This window comes from Paenibacillus sp. 2003 (assembly GCF_031455635.1).
In the GTDB taxonomy this organism is placed as follows: domain Bacteria; phylum Bacillota; class Bacilli; order Paenibacillales; family Paenibacillaceae; genus Paenibacillus; species Paenibacillus amylolyticus_B.
This window is the reverse complement of sequence record NZ_JAVDTB010000006.1, coordinates 222,235-242,747: the sequence shown is the minus strand read 5'-3', so window position 1 is coordinate 242,747 and position 20,513 is coordinate 222,235. Positions and strand designations below refer to the sequence as shown.

The following is a 20,513-nucleotide window of genomic DNA, read 5'->3' as shown; positions in this document are numbered from 1 at the left end:
CAGGCCAATTTTTATGTTGTTATCCAAAATAAAAAAAAGAAAAACAGTGGCAATATCTCCCTAATTGATCAACTCCACTATGCATTTTTCCGATAATGTATGTACATCGTTCAGATGCAGATGGTTCAGGGAAGTGGGGAGAAGTGAAAATGGGGAAAAGACAAGGGGTAGCACACAGGCTTAAAAATGTGTCGCTTAAAATCAAGCTGCCTTTCATGATCAGTGTATTGGTTGTTTTGGTTCTGCTTGGTGCAACGACCACAAGTTATATGATTTCATCTGATGTTGTGGTCAGAAAAAGCAAAGATGAGATTAATGTGATGGCTGACCGCCTTGGGGAAGGGCTTTGGACAGCGATGCAGCTTCAGCAACAGATGAGTCATGCGATATCCGTACATAACACGTTCAAAGAACTCTTGCAGTTGCGTGATACGAACGAAATGACAGATGAAACCTTTTTTACAGATGAGAATCCATACTTCAATAGAGCGAATACGATTCTCACCGACAGTATATCCAACACGGTAGGCACCAAGCCGGACCTGTTCGTGTTTGACAAGGAAGGAACCATGGTGGCGGGAACCATGCCGGATGTCATTGGGCAGTCACGGGGAGATCGGGAATATTTTAAGGAGTCCATACAGGGGAAATCCTTCATCAGTGACGCGGTCGTCTCTAAGACTAGCAAGAAGCTCATTATTGTATTCTCGGAGCCCATCACCGATGAACAGGGGAATATACTGGGTGTGTTCGCCATGTCGGTAGACAGCAGCTTCTTCCTGGGACAACTGGGGGGCATTAAAATTAATGGCCAAGGCAGAGTTGAAGTGCTGAGTCGGAGTGGCATCATCATGTTCGACTCACTGGACCCTGCGGTTGTGGGACAAACACTTGCAGAAGACAAGGAAGCCATGGAACTTATGGAGGCCAGAGCCACCGATAAAATGAAAATCACTTCGATGGATCGAGATGATATCTACTACCGTGTTAATCAGATTCCTGACGCAGATCTCTCCGTGGTCATTATTGACGATTATGATGATATCAAACGTCCATTAGAGGATATGCAACGCCAGATGGTTATCGTGACATTGATCGGAATTGCTCTGGCTATTGGCGTAGGATTATTGATCTCTCGTAGTATTACGAGACCTATCGTTCGTCTGATCGGGCTGTTCCAACAGCTTGCTCAAGGGAATCTGACCGTCAAGGCCAATGGTAGATATAACAGTGAATTCAAGGATCTGGCGGAAAGCTTCAATGGCATGGTGGAGCAGAACAGAAACCTGATCACCGATATGAATAGTTCGATCCATGTTCTTCAAGCCAGCACGCAGGAGCTGGAGGAAACGTCCAGGCAGACGGCAAGATCCATTGATGAGACATCGGCGACGTCCATGGGCATTGCGAAGGCGATGGAGGCCCAATCGGAAGATACCGAGCAGATTGCAGGCAAATTCAACAGCTTTGGTGATAAAGTGGCTGCCATGAACAGCAGTGCGCAGGATGTGAAGGCGAGAGCAGATGAGATCGAATCTGTATTCCATAACGGGAATGAAGTCGTCAATGAATTGATGCGTATTAATGAGGTGAACGAACGGGAAGTAGAGAAAATCTCGGAGATTACGGTCAAACTTCAAACGAGTTCGGGAAGTATTAGTCAGATCACGGAAGCGATCAGCCAGATTGCGAAGCAGACCAATCTGCTTGCATTGAATGCTTCAATTGAAGCATCACGGGCCGGGGAGCATGGCAGAGGATTTGCGGTTGTGGCAGAGGAGATTCGCAATCTGGCAGAGCAGAGTTCCCGCCAGTCCAAGGAAATCTCCAGCATTATCGAGCAGAATCTGGCCGATGTCGCCGAGAACAACCAAAGTGTTGCCGAAATTCACACCATCTCGTCCAGACAGGATGAGCTTGTCTTGCAGACTCGTCAGGCATTTGATGTAATTTTGGAGAAGGTAACGGTCATTAATCAACAGATCGCTACGATGGCAGGACAGATGCAGGAGATGTTACAGAACAAGGATGATGTACTGGAGTCTGCCCATAGTTTGTCAGCTTCAGGAGAGCAGGTATCCGCTTCGGTTGAAGAGGTAACAGCAACCATGATGGAGCAATCTTCAACGGTACAGCAGTTGGCCAACATGGTCGATACGATCGATCAATTGACGCAAAAACTGGCTGAATCGGCTGCGCGATTCAAGGTGGAGTAAGGTTAGTTGAATAGGTTTAGAGGGAAGGAAGGCAAAAGGCACTCTGTATGAGTGCCTTTTGCTTTGTTTTTTAGGGTCTCGATCAATGTGCTCTAGTCCATTTAGTGATCAAGAAGATCAGCGGTTGAAAGAGGGGTACTAAGTTACCTTTATCAAAATGTAATGCACTTCTGATTCAGCAGCTTCATGAATTGATCCAGCGCACTGCTGACATACCGATCCTCACCGCGGACAAAGGTTGTCGTGGTATGAGTATAGCGATCAGCCAGATCAAATACGGAGAAATTATCCGGTTTCTTGTGAATAACGTTGCACGGCATAATGGTAAAAGCAATGCCTGACTCCACACAGCTGAGCAGGTTTTCCATCGTACTCACTTCGATGATATTACGTGCGGACAACCCTTCTTCCTGCAAAAATTCTTCGGTCATTTCACGATACGGGCAGCCCTCCGGGAAAACAACCCATGATACTTGGCACAGGCTTGCGGGTGGTGTATCCATCCGCTTGGAGATGATATGAACCGTGTCCTGCATCTCATATTCCACCTTCAAACCTTCCTTCACACAAGCCCCGCTGATAAAAGCACCATCAATCTCATAGTCCTGTATTTTCTTGCGCAGTACTCTGGGTGAAGTGGCGTTAACGAGTGAGATGGACACCTTCGGGTAGGTTATCTGATATTCATTCAGAATCTCCATAAAACGACTGGATGCCGCAGTTTCTACAATGCCGATTTTTAGCGTGCCGGAAGGCTCACCGGGATCGGTCATATCCTGCTTCAGATCATGCAAAAGGTTGTGAATCTGTGTGGCGTACTCAACAAACTGTTCTCCTTTGGAGGTCAGTACAACACCTTTGGGAAATCGGTTGAACAACTGGATTTGATATTCCTGCTCCAGTTTTTTGATGCGTGTAGTGACATTGGATTGCGCGTAATTCAGTTCTTTGGCGGCCTGTGAGATTTTGCCTGAACGCGCCACCGCGAGAACAATATCGATATCAGAAAGTTCCATGCTGTATCCTCCTGAACGTGGATTAACTTCAATTACTTCCGCAGATGGTGATGTTAGGTATCTCTCTGAGAGATACAACTATATATTTCAATCATTTTACGATATATAAGAGCCGCCGTACAATATCCTTAATGACAAAGAGAGTAGGGATATGACATGGATAACATAAATACACGTTCAACATTATTAAGCCCGGTGACAATTCATCAGTGGCAATTAAGGAACCGCATTGTGATGGCTCCGCTGACCCGAGGATTTGCTGATGATCAGAATGGGACCGTAACGGATGAGATGGTCGCTTATTATGAGCAGCGTGCGCGAGATGGCGTCGGACTGATCATTACCGAGGGCATTATTCCGAATTTGGCAGGCAAAGGCACTTATGGCATCCCCGGCTTATATACAGATGAACAGACGACTTCTTGGAAAAGGGTAACGGATGCTGTTCACAGACATGGCGGAACCATTATTGCTCAACTGTGGCATGTCGGCAGGTTGTCCCATTCCGATCTGATCGGAACCGTTCCACTGGCACCTTCCAGCCTTGCGGCAGAGGGAAGAGTGCATAAGCTGCACAAGCCGTATCAGATTCCCCAAGCGATGAGTGCACAGGATATAGCGGATACGATTCAGCATTTTCAGACGGCCGCCCGCAATGCAGTTTTGGCAGGGTTCGATGGGATCGAGCTGCATGCTGCACATGGGTATCTGATCGACCAGTTTATAAATGAGAAGACCAACCACAGAACAGATGAATACGGAGGCGACACTGCGGGTAGATTGCGGTTCCTGCGGGATATAATTGTGGCTGTGAAAAAAGAGATCCCTGTGGATCGCATATCGGTACGATTCTCCGAGAAAAAGGATGATGATGCATCCTATGCTTGGGCGGACAAAGCTGGAATGATTGATGCATATCTGAACTTGTTCCGCGAGACGGGAATTACGATCTTGCATCCCTCAACAGACCATTATGCGAAAGCATGGGAAGGGGAGCAGTCCTTTCACGAGCGGATTCGTAGTCGGTGGGATGGAATCATCATTGGTGTGGGGGATTTGGATGTTCAGACCGCAGAGCACGCGATTGGTAAGGGAAGCATAGATCTGGCTGCGTTCGGCAGACCGTTTATCGCCAATCCCGATCTGGTACAGAGATTGCATACGGGTCAGCAATTGATTGAGTATGATGCGAATGCACATTTGCCTGTTTTGGTGTGAACATAAAGAAACAAAGGGCAGAAGCCGATCCTGAGGATCGCTCTGCCCTTTGTTTACTTATGAAAAGGAATGTATTCAAAGTCATGTATTTTCCGTACTGAACAGTTCTGGGTATTCTATCTTGCTTGCTATAGCCACTTGCGGACGATGTAGACTCGAAGTTTAGATGCTCTTTGAGAATTCAAGTGGCTCTGTTTCGCTTTTCTTGGTTGAGCTTTTTTCGATATACCAGAGAATGATCATACACAACGCATAGAACAGACTGAAAGCCAGAATAATGATCCATACACTTTCCATGTCCATGCTTTTGATGAAAATGCCTGTCAAATATGGACTAAGTGTGTAACCCAGGCAACCTACGAATAACAGCAAGCCATTAAACCGCCCCTGATGTGTATCGGGTACACGCGAAGCAATATACAGATTGATATTGGTCTGCACGAGAATCTCTCCAATGGTCCACAGCACCGTGGATAAGGCGACGATGGAAAAATGGGGGAAGTAACCGAGCAGGTTCAAGGCTCCAAATCCGATTCCATAGAAGAGTGCGCCTGTGGCTATGGAGTTTAGGGCCGTTAATTTGCGTGTAGCGGACAGGATCACGGTGGTAAGAATAATGACGCTAATGGCATTGATGGTCATGACAGAGCCGTAATAGGCTGCCCCATTCTCGCCAAATGAGTGATTCATCTGGAGTGGGAGGCTAAATGAATATTGCATATAGATAAAATAGTTAAGAAATGACACAACGATGAAGAAGGCAACGAGTGGGTTTTTCAGCAGTAGTCTGAATAACGGTGAAGGCGGTTGGCTCAATCGTTGTTGTTCTTGTTGTTGTCCAGCATGTTCGCTGCTTGTTGATGCCAATTCCTTGCGTGTGCCGATCTTAACCTGGTTGATGATGATAAAGGTAGATATCAGAAACACGGTACCGATACTTATAAAGACAATGTTGACGTGATCCTTGATAAAAAAACCGGCGACCAGTGGTCCGATGGCTATACCCAGATTGGCCCCCAGATACATGAGGGAAAAGGCCGACTTTCGCTCTTTCTCCTCCGTACACAGTTGAATAATCAGTGCATTATAAGCAGGCCGGGTAATACTGATGAAAAACATGACTGCAATCAGAAGATAACCAACGGTAATGGTGCCTGACCAAAAAGAGCAGCTTATAATCATGATGGCAGACAACAGTTGCCCGACGACAATAATTGTTTTTTTGCCCATAAGATCGCTTAAATAACCGCCGAGAAGTACACCGGGTCCGCTAATCAGGGCTGCCATGGACACAAAGATCCCTGCACTGACCACATTCATGCCCATTTGCAACGTAAGCACCAAGGTAATCAGGGAGAATACAAAATCTCCCGTGCTGTTAATCGTTCTGGCTAAACAGAGATAATAGATATCGCGGCTCAGACCCGCGTAGGTTTTGAATAACGACAATAATTCCAGCCCTCCCCAAGATAAGCGTCACTCCAGACCAAAAACGGTAAGGATCATCCGTACATCTTATACGGTTTCAGCAACCGTCACTTCAATCTTGAAACGATCGTACATATCCAGCAGGGTTTGACGCAATTCCTCGAACGAATCACCCTCCACGATAGCATAGCCTGATCGGGTCATGGTATCGTTTACGTCCCCGGCGCGCTGTCCCACTCGATAGGATACATTGAACTCAACGATGCCAGGGATATCCGCATAATCCTCTATCCCGGATATGTGTTGAATTACCCCTGCGCGTGAAGGGAAGCAGATCATGCCTGTGAATTTATGGCTCGTCTCCTGTTGCTTAAATTCATATATTCCAACTTCCAGATCAGTGACGGCTTCGAAGAAATCAACGCCATGGGTGTTCTTGATACAAGGAGGCATAACATGCGATCCCCCGATTCTTGCACCAATTTCTCCAAACACCACTTCTCCTTCCGGAGTCAGAAAAAGTTCGGCATGTGTTACGGACTGATTGATACCCAAGGCTGCAATGACCCGTTCATTGAGCTCTTTGATGTGATGGATAAAATCAGCTTCCGTGCCTTCAGGGAACGTAATACTGGCCGGAGGTTTCTGCTTCGTCGCAATATCCAGGCAGTTATACAGGTATTGGGAAACGGATGCAAATACAACCTTGCCCTTAGACACAATGGAATCACAATGAAACTCCGTACCGTGGATGAATTCCTCCAGCAAATCCCTTTGCTGTGCTTGTCTTGTATGGTGTAGATAATGTACCAGTTCATCCATGCTGGACAATTTGAACGTATTGATACTTCCATATCCGCTTAGTGGCTTCACAATAATTGGGAAGCCGTGTTCAGCAGTGAAACGAATATAGTCCTGTTCATGTAGGGCAATTGCAATTTTGGATGTCCGAATTCCACGCTGCTGCAGCATTTGTTTCATGATCCATTTGTTGCGAACAGCCTCAGCCTGATTGCGCTGCATACCGGGGATCCCGAACTCGGAACGGAGTTGACCACCGATCTCAATCGCATTCTCACCCGGCGTTAACAAAGCTGAGATGGAGTGGGATTCTCGGATCTGCATCATATGCTCCCGGATGGCATCTACGGACTCCAGATGATCGACATATCTAATTTCATCAAAGAAATCCCTGAGCACCTCATCATGATGCAAATTATGCCGTTCAATAATCAGAATTTTCTTGTGATCCGCCAATTTCTGCAAAGGTTTAACGAAGTTTAATCCAGTAGGTAGCCTGAAATCAGATATGTATACAATCGTTTTCATACGCTCTTGTAAATCCCCCTTCAGCAAAATGCTAAAAATAGTAAAAATTCATTTCATAACATTATAACTCAATATTTTCCATTTTCAATACACTTTTTGGCGGGAAATATGAACGGAAATACATATTTGTGTTACGTTAAAGTGTTAATTGACAATAGGAATTTTTTTGGTATACAATCTTTAGCGGATTAGAAATAAAAAGGAGGAAATAGAAATAAATGGAGATCGTTAAAGAGAAATATGCCATACTGGGAACGCTGGGAGACGATGAAGGATTCTTGACTTGCAGCATGCATATCGCGAAGAAGTTAGGCAACTCGGAACGAATCAAGCCATACCCCGAATTTGAAGCGGCTGCGGAAGACTTGAGATCAGGGATTATTTCCTGCCTGCTGGTCCCCGGGGCGTATCCCAAGCTCAACAGCTTCATCATGGATTCTGAACTAGCAGTGTCTGAGAGCTTTGTGGAGAAAATTCCTGCGCTGGTTCTATCCGGCTTCCATGCGGTATGTCCCGATCAAATCGATATTATCTATCATCATCCAGCAACCACATACTTGTTATCTGAACTTGATACAACCTATAGAGAGAACAGCACCGTATCGTCCAACCCTGAAGCTTGCAGGAAGGTCATGCACAACACGGAGAAGTCCATTGCACTCACGAATCAGCTATGCGCTGATCATTACGGGCTTGTGACCTACAAAGTACTGCGCGAGGGAATCAATATGCCATGGGTATGTTTTACACAAAATACACAGAGGGTGAATACAGTCATATGAAAAGAATTGCTATTATACTGGATAAAAATTTGGAACCTGGCGCCGCAGCCAATGTGGCTGCCCTGTTAATGGGACAAGCAGCCCTGAATGAGCCGGGGTTATATTCTGATCAACCTGTGCTGGATCATAGCGGCGTTCAGCATGCGGGCATCCGATATAGCACTGTCATTCTGAAGGCCGGGGAGAATCAACTGATCAATCTGGCCAAACTCTGCTCAGATGACAGCGGGGGACTGAGCCATGTTGTTTTTTCACAGACAGGCCAGTCGCTCAACAATGCCTTTGAACAATATGCAGTTGAGATTGCTTCGATGGAATTGGAAGCTACCAAAGTGGTAGGTGTCATTGTATGGGGCGAGGATGATCAAGTTAGGGCAGCGACCAAAAAATTCAGTGTCATGAAATAAGGGAAAAGGGCAGAGCGGATCTTTAGAGATCACTCTGCCCTTCTTTACATATGAAAGAATCGTTATAGAGGTTGTTCCAAAAGTCCGTTTTTGATTACGAAGGATGCCTGAAGGTATCGCACTTATAGATGCTTGCTGACGACTACAGCTTTCTTTTCCGTAAAGTAATACACCAAAGCGAGCAGCGGCATGATCAGGCCAATCAGCGTTGTGAGACTCCAGCCTCCGTTAGCATAAGACCAGCTTCCAAGAGATGAACCAATCGCACCGCCGACAAAAAAGATCGACATGAATATGCCATTCACACGTCCTCTCGCTTCACTTCCTAACGAATAGATGATGCGTTGACCCAGCACCAGATTTCCCGAGACAGCCATATCCAGTGTGATCGCCACGATCACAAGCAGGATCAATGCAAATGTGGAGTGGCTCTGGAACACATAAGCAAGACCAAACGAAGCAGCAGCGATCACCATGGCAGCACCTGTCAGAATACGTGTAAGTCCGCGATCAGCCAGTCTCCCGGCAATGGGAGCAGCAATAGCACCTCCGACACCAGCCAGTGCAAACCAGGCAATGCCTTGCTGTGACATGCCAAAATCGTTAGCCAGTCTGAGCGGAACCGTAGTCCAGAACAAGCTGAAAGCACCAAAGAGACTGGCCTGATAGAACGCCCGGCGGCGCAGCAGCGGCATCGTTCTGAACAGTGTGCCCAAGGACACGATTAATTGCCCGTATTTCAAGGTGGGTTCAGGCTGGCGAGCAGGAAGAGCACGTGATAGGAGCAGCATGAGAAGTGTTATGACAATGGCGGAGAATACAAAGACCGTCTGCCATCCGAAGAGGCTGGTGATAAAGCTTGCGACAGGACGAGCCAGCATGATGCCCAGCAGCAGACCACTCATTACATTGCCAACAACCCGTCCGCGCTGTTCCTCGGAAGTAAGATATGTCGCATAGGGCACTAGAATTTGAGCGACAACAGAACCTATACCAATGAACAGAGAGGCAGTCAGAAATACAACAGCAGTGGGCGAGAAAGCCGCAGCAATCAGGGCAACAACCAGTACGATGAGGAAAAGCACAACCAGGCGTCGATTCTCGGTAATGTCACTGAGCGGCACGATAAACAGCAAACCAATGACATAACCAATCTGAGTCAACGTTACGATCAATCCGGCAGCGGCAGAAGACAGACCCGTTGTCATGCTGATCGGACCGATAACGGTCTGAGCATAATACAGGTTTGCCACGATCAATCCACAAGCGGATGCCAGAAAAAAAATAATCCAGGTGGGTACAGGTGCCTTCTTCACTTGTTGTCTCATATCCATGATAATCATCCTCCACAATTCTAAATTTGTATTCGCAATAAACAGTTAATATTAAAATCGTTAATTACTAAACGTTGTGTTCACTAATTACAAATATATAATAAACTAAACGTACAGTATTGTAAATAGGCACTGCATATTTTAATGAGAATATTAATGAGAATGAAAAGGTGAGCAGAAGATGGAATTGTGTGTACTCATGGCAGTTTAGTATAATGAACGTATCGTTTTTATGAATATTACTGATGATTAAATATATTTTATACATCCAGGAGGGCTTAAGATGACTGCCAAAAGAGGACGTCCACGTAACATGGAAACCCAGAATGCCATTCTTACAGCATCGTATGAGTTGTTGTTGGAGCATGGATTCGGGGCAGTTACGATCGAGAAGATTGCTGAATGTGCACAGGTGAGCAAAGCCACTATCTACAAATGGTGGCCGAATAAAGGCGCTGTCATCATGGACGGATATATGTCTGCTGCAACGGCAAGATTGCCAGTGCCGGATACAGGCTCGGTATTGGAGGATATACGCATACATGCGAGTAATCTGGTTCGTTTTTTGACCAGTCGGGAAGGAAAAGTGATTACACAGATCATCGGAGAAGGGCAGTCGGATGAAGGGCTTGCCGAAGAATACCGTACAAGATACATCCAACCACGTCGACGTGAAGCACGGGGAATTCTGGAGAAGGGTGTGGAGCGCGGCGAATTAAAGAGTGGGGTGGACATTGGACTGTATATTGATCTGATCTATGGGCCGGTGTTCTATCGTATGTTAGTGACGGGGGAAGCGATGGATGATGCGTTTGTAGATGTGATGCTCCGTTCATTGTTGGAAGGCATTGAGTCCAAGTAGATATAGGGATAGTCGCGAAACAAGTGGGAGGAAGAGGGAAGAGGGCGATTCGTAGGAATCACCCTGGAAGGAGCGCGTGTATATTGTACGAGGTAGATTGTTAGACCTGGAATATAGGTGAGATGGCTGTGGGCCATGAATCTGTAACATTAGAGGAAAGGAAGGATGAGTGCTGGGTTAACACCGGGGGTTCATTCCATACCGAACTGGGCAGTTCGCGGCGTAATACAGGGGCAACTTCCTTGGCAAAACGCTCCACTTGCTCCAACTGCTCGCTATGCGTCAGTCCATCTACGCTGATACTCAGCACCTGATGCCCGTAAGCTGCATGATAGTTCAGAATTTTCTCAACGACCTGCTCCGGACTGCCGATTAACGCAGGACCTCGTGCAATGTTATCCTCCAGATCGGTGAAGGGCGACTGGTTATGCTGTGCGGCGGCAGTGGCATGGAACGCTTCATAATATGGCTTATAACGACGAATGGCTTCTTCGCCCGTATCCGTAAGATAGAGACTGCCGGCACCAGAGCCAATCACGGCTTGTTGCGGATCATGACCATAATAATCGAGGCGCTCCCGATAATGATCAATTAATGCTTTATATTTGGCCTGAGGATGAAAAGAATTCGACGTGAAGAGCGGCTCACCATATTTGGCAGCGAGTTCGGTCGAGACCGTGCTCGACGCGCTACCATGCCAGATCGGGATGGATTGTTGAAGCGGCCTGGGCCACGTGGTCACTCCCTCAAGCGGAGGGCGATACGTTCCCTGCCAGGTTACATTCTCTTCAGACCACAGCCGTCTTAACAAATGATAGCGTTCATCGAGTGAATCCCATTGTTCCTCTTCGCTTATGCCAAACAGCGGATAGTGCCGAGGGTCATTGCCTTTCCCGATGATCATTTCCAGCCGTCCGCCCGATAATTGATCCAGCGTGGCATAATCCTCGGCAACCCGGACTGGATCAAGTATACTAAGAACAGTGACGGTGGTTAGTAACCGAATGCGTGTGGTTGCTGCGGCTATTGCGGTTAATACGACAGGTGGCGAGGAAGATAGAAAAGGCGCACCGTGTCGTTCACCGATCCCATAGGCATCGAAACCCAGTCGTTCAGCCAGCTTCGCTTGCTCTAATATATTGTGGAATTTCTGCTGAGTCGTCAGAGCTTCCCCGGTTACGGCATTAGGCAGATTCATCATGAGACTAAACAAGGCAAATTTCATCTGACCTTCTCCTCGAACTGAATTGATAGCATCTGTGTCGTATAATCCTATTGAAATAGTAGGATATGTAAGTTGGATTAAATGTATCACGTTCTCACGGATTCTTCTAATGGATTTTTTCTATAAGCAAATATTCATTTCATGCTTCGTTGCATAAATGTGAAGGGAATTGCCACGATTTTTATTGACCGCTGTAAAATTTAGGATTAAAATTGTGCTTATCATATAAATTCAAAATTATGGATTTTCATTGTGGAGGTGGGATACATGGAACCTACAACTACGATACGCTCATATATTGAGGACTACATCAGGAAACAGGGGTACACCCTGCAGTATTTTGCCGATATATCGGGAGTTAACGCTGGAACGCTTAGTGCAATTATTAAGGGGACTCGGCCCATCGCTATGGCGCAACTGGATCTGATTACCCAAGGCATGAAGCTGGAAGAGGGGTATTTCTACGAGATTTATGGGGCTGAATGTTTCGTGGAATCGGCACCTCATTGGAGGAGACTGGAACCATTCCTGCAGCGCTGTGCTGAATTGGACAAGCTGGAATGTATTCATAAGGTTATCCAGGAAGTGACGGATGATCGCTCGTATATCTCGGAGTTGTTTGAGATGGCGGAAGGCATGCTTGAGCGTGGACAGACGAAGGCTGCACGGATGTTGTACGAATGTGTGGCGGAGTGTGAGAAATATCAACACTCGGAACGTCTGGCTCTTTGCCAGTATCGTATCTTCACGTTATCTCTCGGTCAGGACCAGCATGAGAATCTTCGTGCAGCCGTACATTTTGAACCATATATTAATCGGCTGGATGAGGAACGGCAACTGGATGCGATAAAAGACCTGGCGAATACGTATGCTTCACTTCGATATTGGGATAAGTCATCTTCCCTTGCTGATGATCTGGGACGGAAAGCTGAAATTATCCAATCGTACACTAAGAAAAAAGTGAATAAAGAAGATAGGGTCACAGCCTACCCGTTATTCGTATACCAGGCATATTCAAACTTGCTTAAGGCTAATGCATGCGAAAGAATGGGGAAATACGAAGAGGCTTTAAGATACACTACACAGTATAAAAGTATAGTTAATATAATAGATCCAGATGACGAAGAACTTTTGTTTATTAACAAGTTCAAAGGTTGGGGAGAAGTAAACACATATCTATATTACTTATTCATGGGCGACAATAGTATGTTGTCAACGTACGTTCAATATATAGAAAATAATCAATCAGAGTTATTGCCAGCGTTGGTGAATATTATGGAGGCGGCTAACAAAAATAACATGAACGTGGATGATATCCTTCACAAATTTGAACCTCAAATTAGTTCTGAGGAAAGCCTTATTCATGGTTATAGCAGGCAGATTAAACAAGATTTATTTACTACCCTTTTGCTAGAAGTATCAATCTACTACCTTACTCGGGGCAGATATGAAAAAGGTTTGAAGAGACTTATGGAGTGTTTCTCATCTGCAGTAAGAACTAATAATCAGATGGATACTATTCATTGCATGACACTATTCGAGGAATACAGGAATTTGGCCAGTAAAGAAATTTATAATCAATATAAACTATTAGTAGCGGAGGTGCGTAGTTATTATGAAAAAGCAGAAAATACTTTATATAATCTTGCTTAGTATGATTGTTGTTAATGTTGTACAATTGAGCTCGTCTTATGACACCACTGTTATTTATTCTTTGTTGTCCTCACATGGGTTAGGAGACATATAATTCTAGGTTTCTTATACATTTACGTATGTAATAATCATATAATAGGTTGCTTAGTATAAATGATATTGATATTTTGCATTTCATGAGAGGTTTATTTCCGAATACGGAAGTAAGCTTTTTTTGTATTTTCATAGATTGACCAATGTAAAATACAGGATTAAAATAACATTTATTATATGTTATTGAATTATAAGTGATTTGGGTGATGGAGGTGTGATAGTGGAATTGGTACCTAAAATAAGAGTACATATTGAGAAATATATGAGAGAGCAGAATCTCAAGTTGCAGCATTTTTCCGATATTACTGGAATTAATGTTGGAACTTTAAGTGCCATTCTTAAAGGCAACAGGCCAATGTCTATGAACCAACTGAATCAGATTACTTCTGTTATGGGATTAGAGAAAGGGTATTTTTATGAGAGTTATGGGGTTGAATCCTTCATAGAATCTTCGCCCCACTGGAGACGTTTGGAGCCATATCTATATGAGTGTGCTGAGCTTGGTAAGCTGGATTGTATACAACAAGTCATCACTCATGTAACGGACGATCGATCATATATAGAAGAATTATTTGATGTAGCTGAAAGCTTTTTTGCTAGAGGATTAAAAGAAGTAGCTCTTATTTTGTATGAATGTGTGGCAGACAGTGAAAAATATCAACACTCCGAGCGGTTGGCCTTATGCCAGTACCGTATTTTTCTGCTTCATAAAACACTGAATAAATTCAATAACTTAAATGCCGCAGTAAAGTTTGAACCTTTTATCGAAAAATTGAATGAGGAAGTACAACTGGATGCGATTAAAGATTTAGCTAATTTGTATGGCGCGATAAATCTATGGGATAAGGTTTTTGAACTGGCTAATGAATTGATTCTAAGAACTGAATTCCAAGTTCAACTTCAATCTATGAGACGGAACAGAAAACCAAGAATAGCCTCTTATCCTCTATTTACTTATAAAGCTTATGCTAATCTGCTCATGGCAAATGTATCTGAAGAACGTAAGCAATATATGAAAGCTTTGGAGTACACAGATGTTTATGAGAATATTATGGATGAGATTAAAAATCCAACAGAGGAAGAGCAAGAATTGATAGATCGATTCAAGGGCTGGGCTGAGGGCAATCGATATTTGTACAAAATACTATCAGGTGACTTCGAAGGCTTAAACGGTTATTTGAATTACCTAGATGTTAATCATGCCGAAATTTTAACAGCACTCGCCTATATTATACAGGCGGCAAATCAGTACTCTTTTAATATTGACCATGCATTAAATAGATTCCAAAATCACATTGATCAAATTAAAGCGGCAAGACATGTAAAAGGAATATATAACGAACAGGCATCAAATTTTAGATATATACGCTTATTCTACGAACTAGCAAAATACAGATTGAAACAGAACCAAATGGAACAGGGAATAGAACATCTAATTACTAGCTTGGAACGTTCATCTTCATGTAATGAAGATCTGATGTGTATCAAATGCATTGATTTGTACGGAAAATACAGAAATTCCGCTAGTAAGACCCAGGAAGAGCAGTATACAAAACTAATAGAAAAGTTAAGTGTACCAACTTTTCGATAGTAAAACATCTGGGGAAGGACGATGAAGACAATGTCCAATATACGTTCCTATATTGAAAGTCACTTGAAGAATAAGGGATATAAACTACAGCAATTTTCAGAAATCGCTGACATTAATGTGGGCACATTAAGTGCTATCATCAAGGGAACCAGACTTATTTCAATGAACCAACTAGACCAAATCACATCAGCAATGGAGTTAGAACAGGGGTACTTTTATGATATGTATGGTGTGGAGTGTTTTATTGAATCTGCACCCCATTGGAGACGCTTAGAACCGTTTATATATCGTTGTGCTGAGATTGGTAAGCTGGATATTATTCAACAAGTCATTACTCATGTGACAGATGATCAATCCTATATTGATGAGTTATTTGATGTGGCTGAGAGTCTCTTTAATAAAAGCATAAATGAAGCGGCACTCATTTTATATGAATGTGTAGCCGACAGTGAGAAGTATCAACACTCGGAGCGGTTGGCTCTTTGCCAGTACCGCATTTTCTTGCTTCAGAAAACACTGAGTAAATATGATAATCTCAATGCAGCAGTAAAGTTCGAATCGTATATTGATAAATTAAATGAAGAAGTGCAATTGGATGCAATTAAAGATTTGGCAAACGTATATAATACGATACATTTGTGGGACAAGGTCGATGCATGGGCACGGGAACTGGAACGGAAAGCAGAATTCCAATTGAAAATTCAATCTCGTAGGCGAAAAAGTAAAAGAAGGCTAACAGCCTATCCTCTTTTTACATATGTAGCCTATGCAAACTTATTAATATCAAGCGTTTATGATGCTCGTAAGGAATATGAAAATGTCCTAAAGTATATAGAAAAATACTTGGAAATAGTTGAGGTTGAGAATCCTACACAAGAGGATCAACAAATAATAGATTTGTTCCAAATATGGGGAGAAGGAAATCAATATGCTTCCCAATTAATGCTTGGTCAAGAAAATGTAATCAATTCTTATTTGGATTATATCGAAAACAACCCGTCAGAAATATTAGCTGGATTCATTAATATTTTGCAAGCAGCTAACCAGTATTCTTTTAACATTGACTATGCTTTAGACAGATTTAAAGATCAGATCAATTTGTTTAATACTGACATGTATATTAAAGGTAGTTATAACGATCAAATGTTAAACCACGCGTATCAAGATTTTTACTATGAATTGGGATATTATCAAATAAAACAGCGTAATTACTTACTTGGGATTGATGCCTTACTCATGTGTTTAGAACTCTCTTCTTCAAGTAAAGATGACCTGATGTGTATTAAATGTTTAGATTTGTACGGGGAGTATAGGAGCGAAGCCAATGAAAAACAGATCAGAAAGTACAAAAAAGTAATAGAAAAGTTAAGTTTACCGACTTTTTGATAATGAAATATCTGGGAAGGGACGATGAAGAAAATGTCCAATATACGTTCCTATATTGAAAATCACTTGAAGAATAAGGGCTATAAACTACAACAATTTTCAGAAATTGTTGACATTAATGTAGGCACATTAAGCGCTATCATCAAAGGAACAAGGCATATTTCAATGAACCAACTAGACCAGATTACCTCTGCAATGGGTTTGGAACAGGGGTACTTTTATGATATGTATGGTGTGGAATGTTTTATTGAGTCAGCACCCCATTGGAGACGATTAGAACCGTTTATATACCGTTGTGCTGAGCTCGGTAAGCTGGATATTATTCAACAAGTCATTACTCATGTGACAGATGATCATTCATATATAGATGAGTTGTTTGAAGTAGCCGAAGATTTGTATAACAAAGGAATGAAGCAAGCAGCACTTATCTTGTATGAATGTGTGTCTGAATGCGAAAAATATCAGCACTCTGAACGCTTGGCTATGTGCCAGTATCGTATATTTCTGATAAGTATGGGTTCTGACCAAAAAGAAAACAGAGTAATTATTTCAAAGTTTGAACCTTTTATAGAGCGATTAGATCAGGACTATCAATTGGATGCAATTAAGGATTTGGCGAATGCTTACTGGGGGTTGCATGAGTGGAATAAAATGAAGGATTTATCGCAAGAACTTGAGAGACGAGCTAACCTGGCTATGAAACAAACTAAAAAGCGTGTATCTAAATCTCAATATCCTTTCTTCGTATACAAAGCCTATGCCAACTTACTTTTTTCTAACTATTGTGATTATGCTAAAAATTACAAAGAAGCCTTAAAGTACACTGATATATATGAGAAAATCATTGAGAATGAAGCGAAAGTTGCAGATTATGAAGTTCTTCATAAATTTAGAGAATGGGCGAAATTCAACAAATGTTTGTATAAAGTCATGATGGGAAGAAAAGAGGTCATCCCTGAATACATCACTTACATTGAACATAGTGAAGAGGAAATTCTTCCTGCAATGGTCAAAATTCTTCAATCAGCAAATAGATATCAATATGATATAGATGACGTGTTGATGAGATTTAAAGCTCGGATCGATGCTAAATTCAATGACGTACGTTCACAAGGAAGATATACTGTACAGAGTTGGTATTATCGAAGAGTGGTGCTATTCTACGAATTGGCCTATTACTACTTTAACAAGAAGAGGTTTGAACTCGGAGCTACTTCTCTGTTAATAAGTTTAGAGATAAGTATTTTTGTCAAAGATGACGTTCTGATCTCAAAATGTGTAAATCTCTATGGGCAGTTTAAGGAGCATTTAACTAATCAAGATCATGATAATTATAAAATACTAATAGATAATATTTATATAGAAGCGAGTTTATAGTTTAGCCTACTGCAATCAGTAGGCTATTTTTTATTTTCACTTCCTTGAAAAGATAGAACGCAATGCCTTTTTCTAAAGAATTCTTTTTACAATATTATGCAAAACATAATATGTTCTTAAGAGAACTTTTCATCATGACCAAAACTAAACAACATACTTATTCTAAATGTTTTCTAGAATGTCCTAGAGGGGTACATGCCATGAGAGAACTAAGTATCTTAAAAGACCGGATCGAGCAAGGTCGGCAAGAGTTGAGTCGCTTGGTAGATCAATATGGAATCCCGAATGTGAAAGTGCTTGAGCAGTCTATGGCGTTGGACGAGCTAATTAATGAATATAATCGATTTACTCTAGGAGTGAATATGAGGAAATGAATGATATGATATTTAAGTTTTTACTAAATAATTACACATGCTAATTTGTATAATTATTCAAATAATTTAAATATAATATTCTTTTGCAAAATATTATATTTTAAAAAAGGGATCAAAATACTAGTTCAATTTTTGAAAAGGTTAAATGTATTTTTATCTATATTAAACAAGGAGGTGAGCATATGGGAGCAAGTAAACCTGGTAAAGGCAGTACAAAATATCCCGAGCTGACTAGCGGGGATTTCGGTGTTGGAGCAATCAGATTTCAAAATCCCCCAAATACAGGCGGGGGAACAGGGAACACCGGTAGCTGTGGTGTTAATGTAAGTTGTGTACTTTGCTGTTGTTGTGGCAAAGGTGGTGGAGCGGATAATGTACAAAAACAAATTGAACTATAGGACTTTTTTTGATTCCCAATAATTATATTGATTCGAGTGCGGCAATATGCGTATTTAGGATATTAGCCGCACTTGAAGTTTAAAGCGGAGGTGTCATATCATTTTGATTACAGAAGAGTACACTACGTACACATTGAATAACTTTGTTATCTATGAAATAAACTCAAATGAACTAGTTTTAATGCATAACTATGGGATAGTGAAAATAAAAGAAGCAAGATTAATAGAAGAAATAAAGAAATGGGATAACAATAATATTAAATCAGTCCATGAGAAAGAACTTATGGATGTTTTTCAAGAAGACTATTCAAATGCTATATCCTTTTTAGAGAATAATTACATCTTCATTACTAAAGAAGAGGTGAACTTCTCAATAGAAAAATGCGTTTTCTTAAGTAATAATGATGAAATACTTAAAGTGTCCCGAGAGTTTCTTTTTGAGAACCAAAATATGAAAAATTCAATTATAAATCTTAATGAAGAATCAAATAGCACACTACTATCAGAGAAGAATAGTAATACTTTATATGTAGTGTTTATGAATCCTTACAGTAAAGAAATAGCCAGTAAGATTACTTCACTTGTAAGAAGGAGTGAGAACTCAATTTTATTGATGAGCTACACATACAACAACAACTTTTATATTGATTCTCTTTATAGCCCTCAAGCATCTAATCCATGTCATTTTTGCCACATAGGTCACATTGAATCACAATTGCGTGTAGATTCTACTGGGAATATCTCTTATCAGCAAATTATCGATTCGATTTATAAAGATGAACCCAAATTCAAGGTTCATACTCCTCTAAACAAAAATAATATTTTGAATATACTCTCGTTATTAAGTAATAAAATAAGTAAATATTTCACCTTAGAAAATGGTAGAATAATCCATAATGAAGAGTTACATGAATGTTCCGTATTTGATCTTCAAACGAATAATTACTATACAGATTATTCATTACATTGGGAGCTATGTGACTGCTATGAAAAATAAGTATGTTGGAAGTCTAGAACATAACACAGTGGAAAGGTCATTCACTGATTACATTTACGCTTCTTATATACCAAAGAAAGTTGAGAACTATATTCTTAAATTTCATCAAAGCAGTACTTTGCTAAAGTTGCCTGATTCCAAGCACCAATCCATCGATGATAACGTAATTCCATGGCTTGAATATGCGCAGTACACAGATATCACTCCTGATTATTACGAACAGAAAATTAATCTTAATACAAGCACAGAAGTGAATGTAATCGGAAGTTACAGATCATTTAACAAAGAGAGACTGTTCAATTTTGCAGAGTTATCCCAATTATTAAATGATGCTTTTATAAGAGATAAACAAACGGGGTCTAAAAAATATGGTTCTGCTGGTGCTCTCTATCCCATAGTTCCGTTGGTACTCGTGTTCCAAGATCATGATACTTTGACAAGAGGAGTTTACGTATATGATGGGATAGAACAATCATTGTTAAAAATAACGTCTTGGGCCAAAGACGAAGCACTTCATATTAAGAAGTATGTCTGTCATGATGCAATAGATCTACCGGAAATTTGTATCGCATATGCAGCAGACTTACGCAGATCAATAATCAAATATCATATCAGAGGGTACAGACATGCTCTAATAGAGGTAGGAGCCATGAGCCAAGTGTTTAAAAATTCTCTCCATAAAATGAGTAAAGGTGTCGGAGAGGTAAGTTGGTCTGGATTCAATGATAACGAACTGACTAAGCGATGTGGTCTTAATGTGAGATTGTGTCCAATAGTAATGCTTCAATGGTTTGGATACACGGATTCAACAGGAAAATGAGGTCGAT

Annotated in this window: 18 protein-coding genes; 13 read left to right on the top strand and 5 right to left on the bottom strand. The window is 41.7% G+C overall.

Annotated elements, in window-relative coordinates:
* Positions 1-149: 149 nt before the first annotated feature.
* A complete protein-coding gene (locus tag J2X75_RS22790; RefSeq protein ID WP_310340345.1) occupies positions 150-2,216 on the top strand; it encodes a methyl-accepting chemotaxis protein in 2,067 nt (688 codons plus the stop codon).
* Between the two features lie 152 nt (positions 2,217-2,368).
* Here J2X75_RS22790 and J2X75_RS22785 read toward each other — a convergent pair whose 3' ends face one another.
* The gene (locus J2X75_RS22785) at positions 2,369-3,232 is read right to left on the bottom strand and encodes a LysR family transcriptional regulator (RefSeq protein ID WP_307540477.1); all 864 of its coding nucleotides are present in this window, start codon (positions 3,230-3,232) and stop codon (positions 2,369-2,371) included.
* Between the two features lie 156 nt (positions 3,233-3,388).
* Between J2X75_RS22785 and J2X75_RS22780 the strand changes: the two genes are divergently transcribed.
* Positions 3,389-4,450 (top strand): oxidoreductase, encoded by a 1,062-nt coding sequence (locus tag J2X75_RS22780; RefSeq protein WP_310340341.1) that lies wholly within the window; start codon positions 3,389-3,391, stop codon positions 4,448-4,450.
* A 162-nt stretch (positions 4,451-4,612) separates the two neighbouring features.
* Here J2X75_RS22780 and J2X75_RS22775 read toward each other — a convergent pair whose 3' ends face one another.
* Together J2X75_RS22775 and J2X75_RS22770 are read right to left on the bottom strand one after the other, a co-directional pair.
* On the bottom strand, positions 4,613-5,899 hold the full coding sequence (locus tag J2X75_RS22775; RefSeq protein WP_310340336.1) for an MFS transporter: 1,287 nt from the start codon (positions 5,897-5,899) through the stop codon (positions 4,613-4,615).
* Positions 5,900-5,965: 66 nt separating this feature from the next.
* Positions 5,966-7,207, bottom strand: a complete 1,242-nt coding sequence (locus J2X75_RS22770; RefSeq protein WP_310340334.1) for an ATP-grasp domain-containing protein — start codon at positions 7,205-7,207, stop codon at positions 5,966-5,968.
* Between the two features lie 218 nt (positions 7,208-7,425).
* Between J2X75_RS22770 and J2X75_RS22765 the strand changes: the two genes are divergently transcribed.
* On the top strand, positions 7,426-7,989 hold the full coding sequence (locus tag J2X75_RS22765; protein WP_036673091.1) for a type 2 periplasmic-binding domain-containing protein: 564 nt from the start codon (positions 7,426-7,428) through the stop codon (positions 7,987-7,989).
* Positions 7,986-8,396, top strand: a complete 411-nt coding sequence (locus J2X75_RS22760; RefSeq protein ID WP_047840412.1) for a DUF2000 family protein — start codon at positions 7,986-7,988, stop codon at positions 8,394-8,396. Before J2X75_RS22765 ends, J2X75_RS22760 begins: the two co-directional genes overlap by 4 nt.
* Before the next feature lie 122 nt (positions 8,397-8,518).
* Here the strand turns inward: J2X75_RS22760 and J2X75_RS22755 are convergent, their stop codons facing one another.
* On the bottom strand, positions 8,519-9,730 hold the full coding sequence (locus J2X75_RS22755; protein WP_310340326.1) for an MFS transporter: 1,212 nt from the start codon (positions 9,728-9,730) through the stop codon (positions 8,519-8,521).
* A 283-nt stretch (positions 9,731-10,013) separates the two neighbouring features.
* Here J2X75_RS22755 and J2X75_RS22750 point away from each other — a divergent pair, with 283 nt between their 5' ends.
* Positions 10,014-10,592: a TetR/AcrR family transcriptional regulator gene (locus tag J2X75_RS22750; protein WP_310340323.1), complete on the top strand. Its 579-nt coding sequence runs from the start codon at positions 10,014-10,016 to the stop codon at positions 10,590-10,592.
* 100 nt (positions 10,593-10,692) lie between these two features.
* Here J2X75_RS22750 and J2X75_RS22745 read toward each other — a convergent pair whose 3' ends face one another.
* Positions 10,693-11,817, bottom strand: coding sequence for an LLM class flavin-dependent oxidoreductase (locus J2X75_RS22745; RefSeq protein WP_310340321.1), 1,125 nt, complete (start codon positions 11,815-11,817; stop codon positions 10,693-10,695).
* 267 nt (positions 11,818-12,084) lie between these two features.
* On the opposite strand from J2X75_RS22745, the gene J2X75_RS22740 reads away from it, so the two are divergent.
* The 8 genes from J2X75_RS22740 (at position 12,085) to J2X75_RS22705 (ending at position 20,506) form a co-directional block, all read left to right on the top strand.
* Positions 12,085-13,470: a transcriptional regulator gene (locus J2X75_RS22740; RefSeq protein ID WP_310340318.1), complete on the top strand. Its 1,386-nt coding sequence runs from the start codon at positions 12,085-12,087 to the stop codon at positions 13,468-13,470.
* A 313-nt stretch (positions 13,471-13,783) separates the two neighbouring features.
* Positions 13,784-15,154: a helix-turn-helix domain-containing protein gene (locus J2X75_RS22735; protein ID WP_310340316.1), complete on the top strand. Its 1,371-nt coding sequence runs from the start codon at positions 13,784-13,786 to the stop codon at positions 15,152-15,154.
* A gap of 21 nt (positions 15,155-15,175) precedes the next feature.
* The gene (locus J2X75_RS22730; RefSeq protein ID WP_310340313.1) at positions 15,176-16,540 is read left to right on the top strand and encodes a helix-turn-helix domain-containing protein; all 1,365 of its coding nucleotides are present in this window, start codon (positions 15,176-15,178) and stop codon (positions 16,538-16,540) included.
* Between the two features lie 24 nt (positions 16,541-16,564).
* Positions 16,565-17,917: a helix-turn-helix domain-containing protein gene (locus tag J2X75_RS22725; protein ID WP_310340309.1), complete on the top strand. Its 1,353-nt coding sequence runs from the start codon at positions 16,565-16,567 to the stop codon at positions 17,915-17,917.
* Positions 17,918-18,117: 200 nt separating this feature from the next.
* Positions 18,118-18,291, top strand: a complete 174-nt coding sequence (locus tag J2X75_RS22720; RefSeq protein WP_310340305.1) for a Spo0E family sporulation regulatory protein-aspartic acid phosphatase — start codon at positions 18,118-18,120, stop codon at positions 18,289-18,291.
* Positions 18,292-18,473: 182 nt separating this feature from the next.
* Positions 18,474-18,689, top strand: a complete 216-nt coding sequence (locus J2X75_RS22715; protein WP_074093184.1) for a hypothetical protein — start codon at positions 18,474-18,476, stop codon at positions 18,687-18,689.
* Between the two features lie 103 nt (positions 18,690-18,792).
* Positions 18,793-19,686, top strand: coding sequence for an McbB family protein (locus tag J2X75_RS22710; protein WP_074093185.1), 894 nt, complete (start codon positions 18,793-18,795; stop codon positions 19,684-19,686).
* A complete protein-coding gene (locus J2X75_RS22705) occupies positions 19,676-20,506 on the top strand; it encodes a nitroreductase family protein (RefSeq protein WP_074093186.1) in 831 nt (276 codons plus the stop codon). Before J2X75_RS22710 ends, J2X75_RS22705 begins: the two co-directional genes overlap by 11 nt.
* The last annotated feature ends 7 nt before the right edge of the window (positions 20,507-20,513 follow it).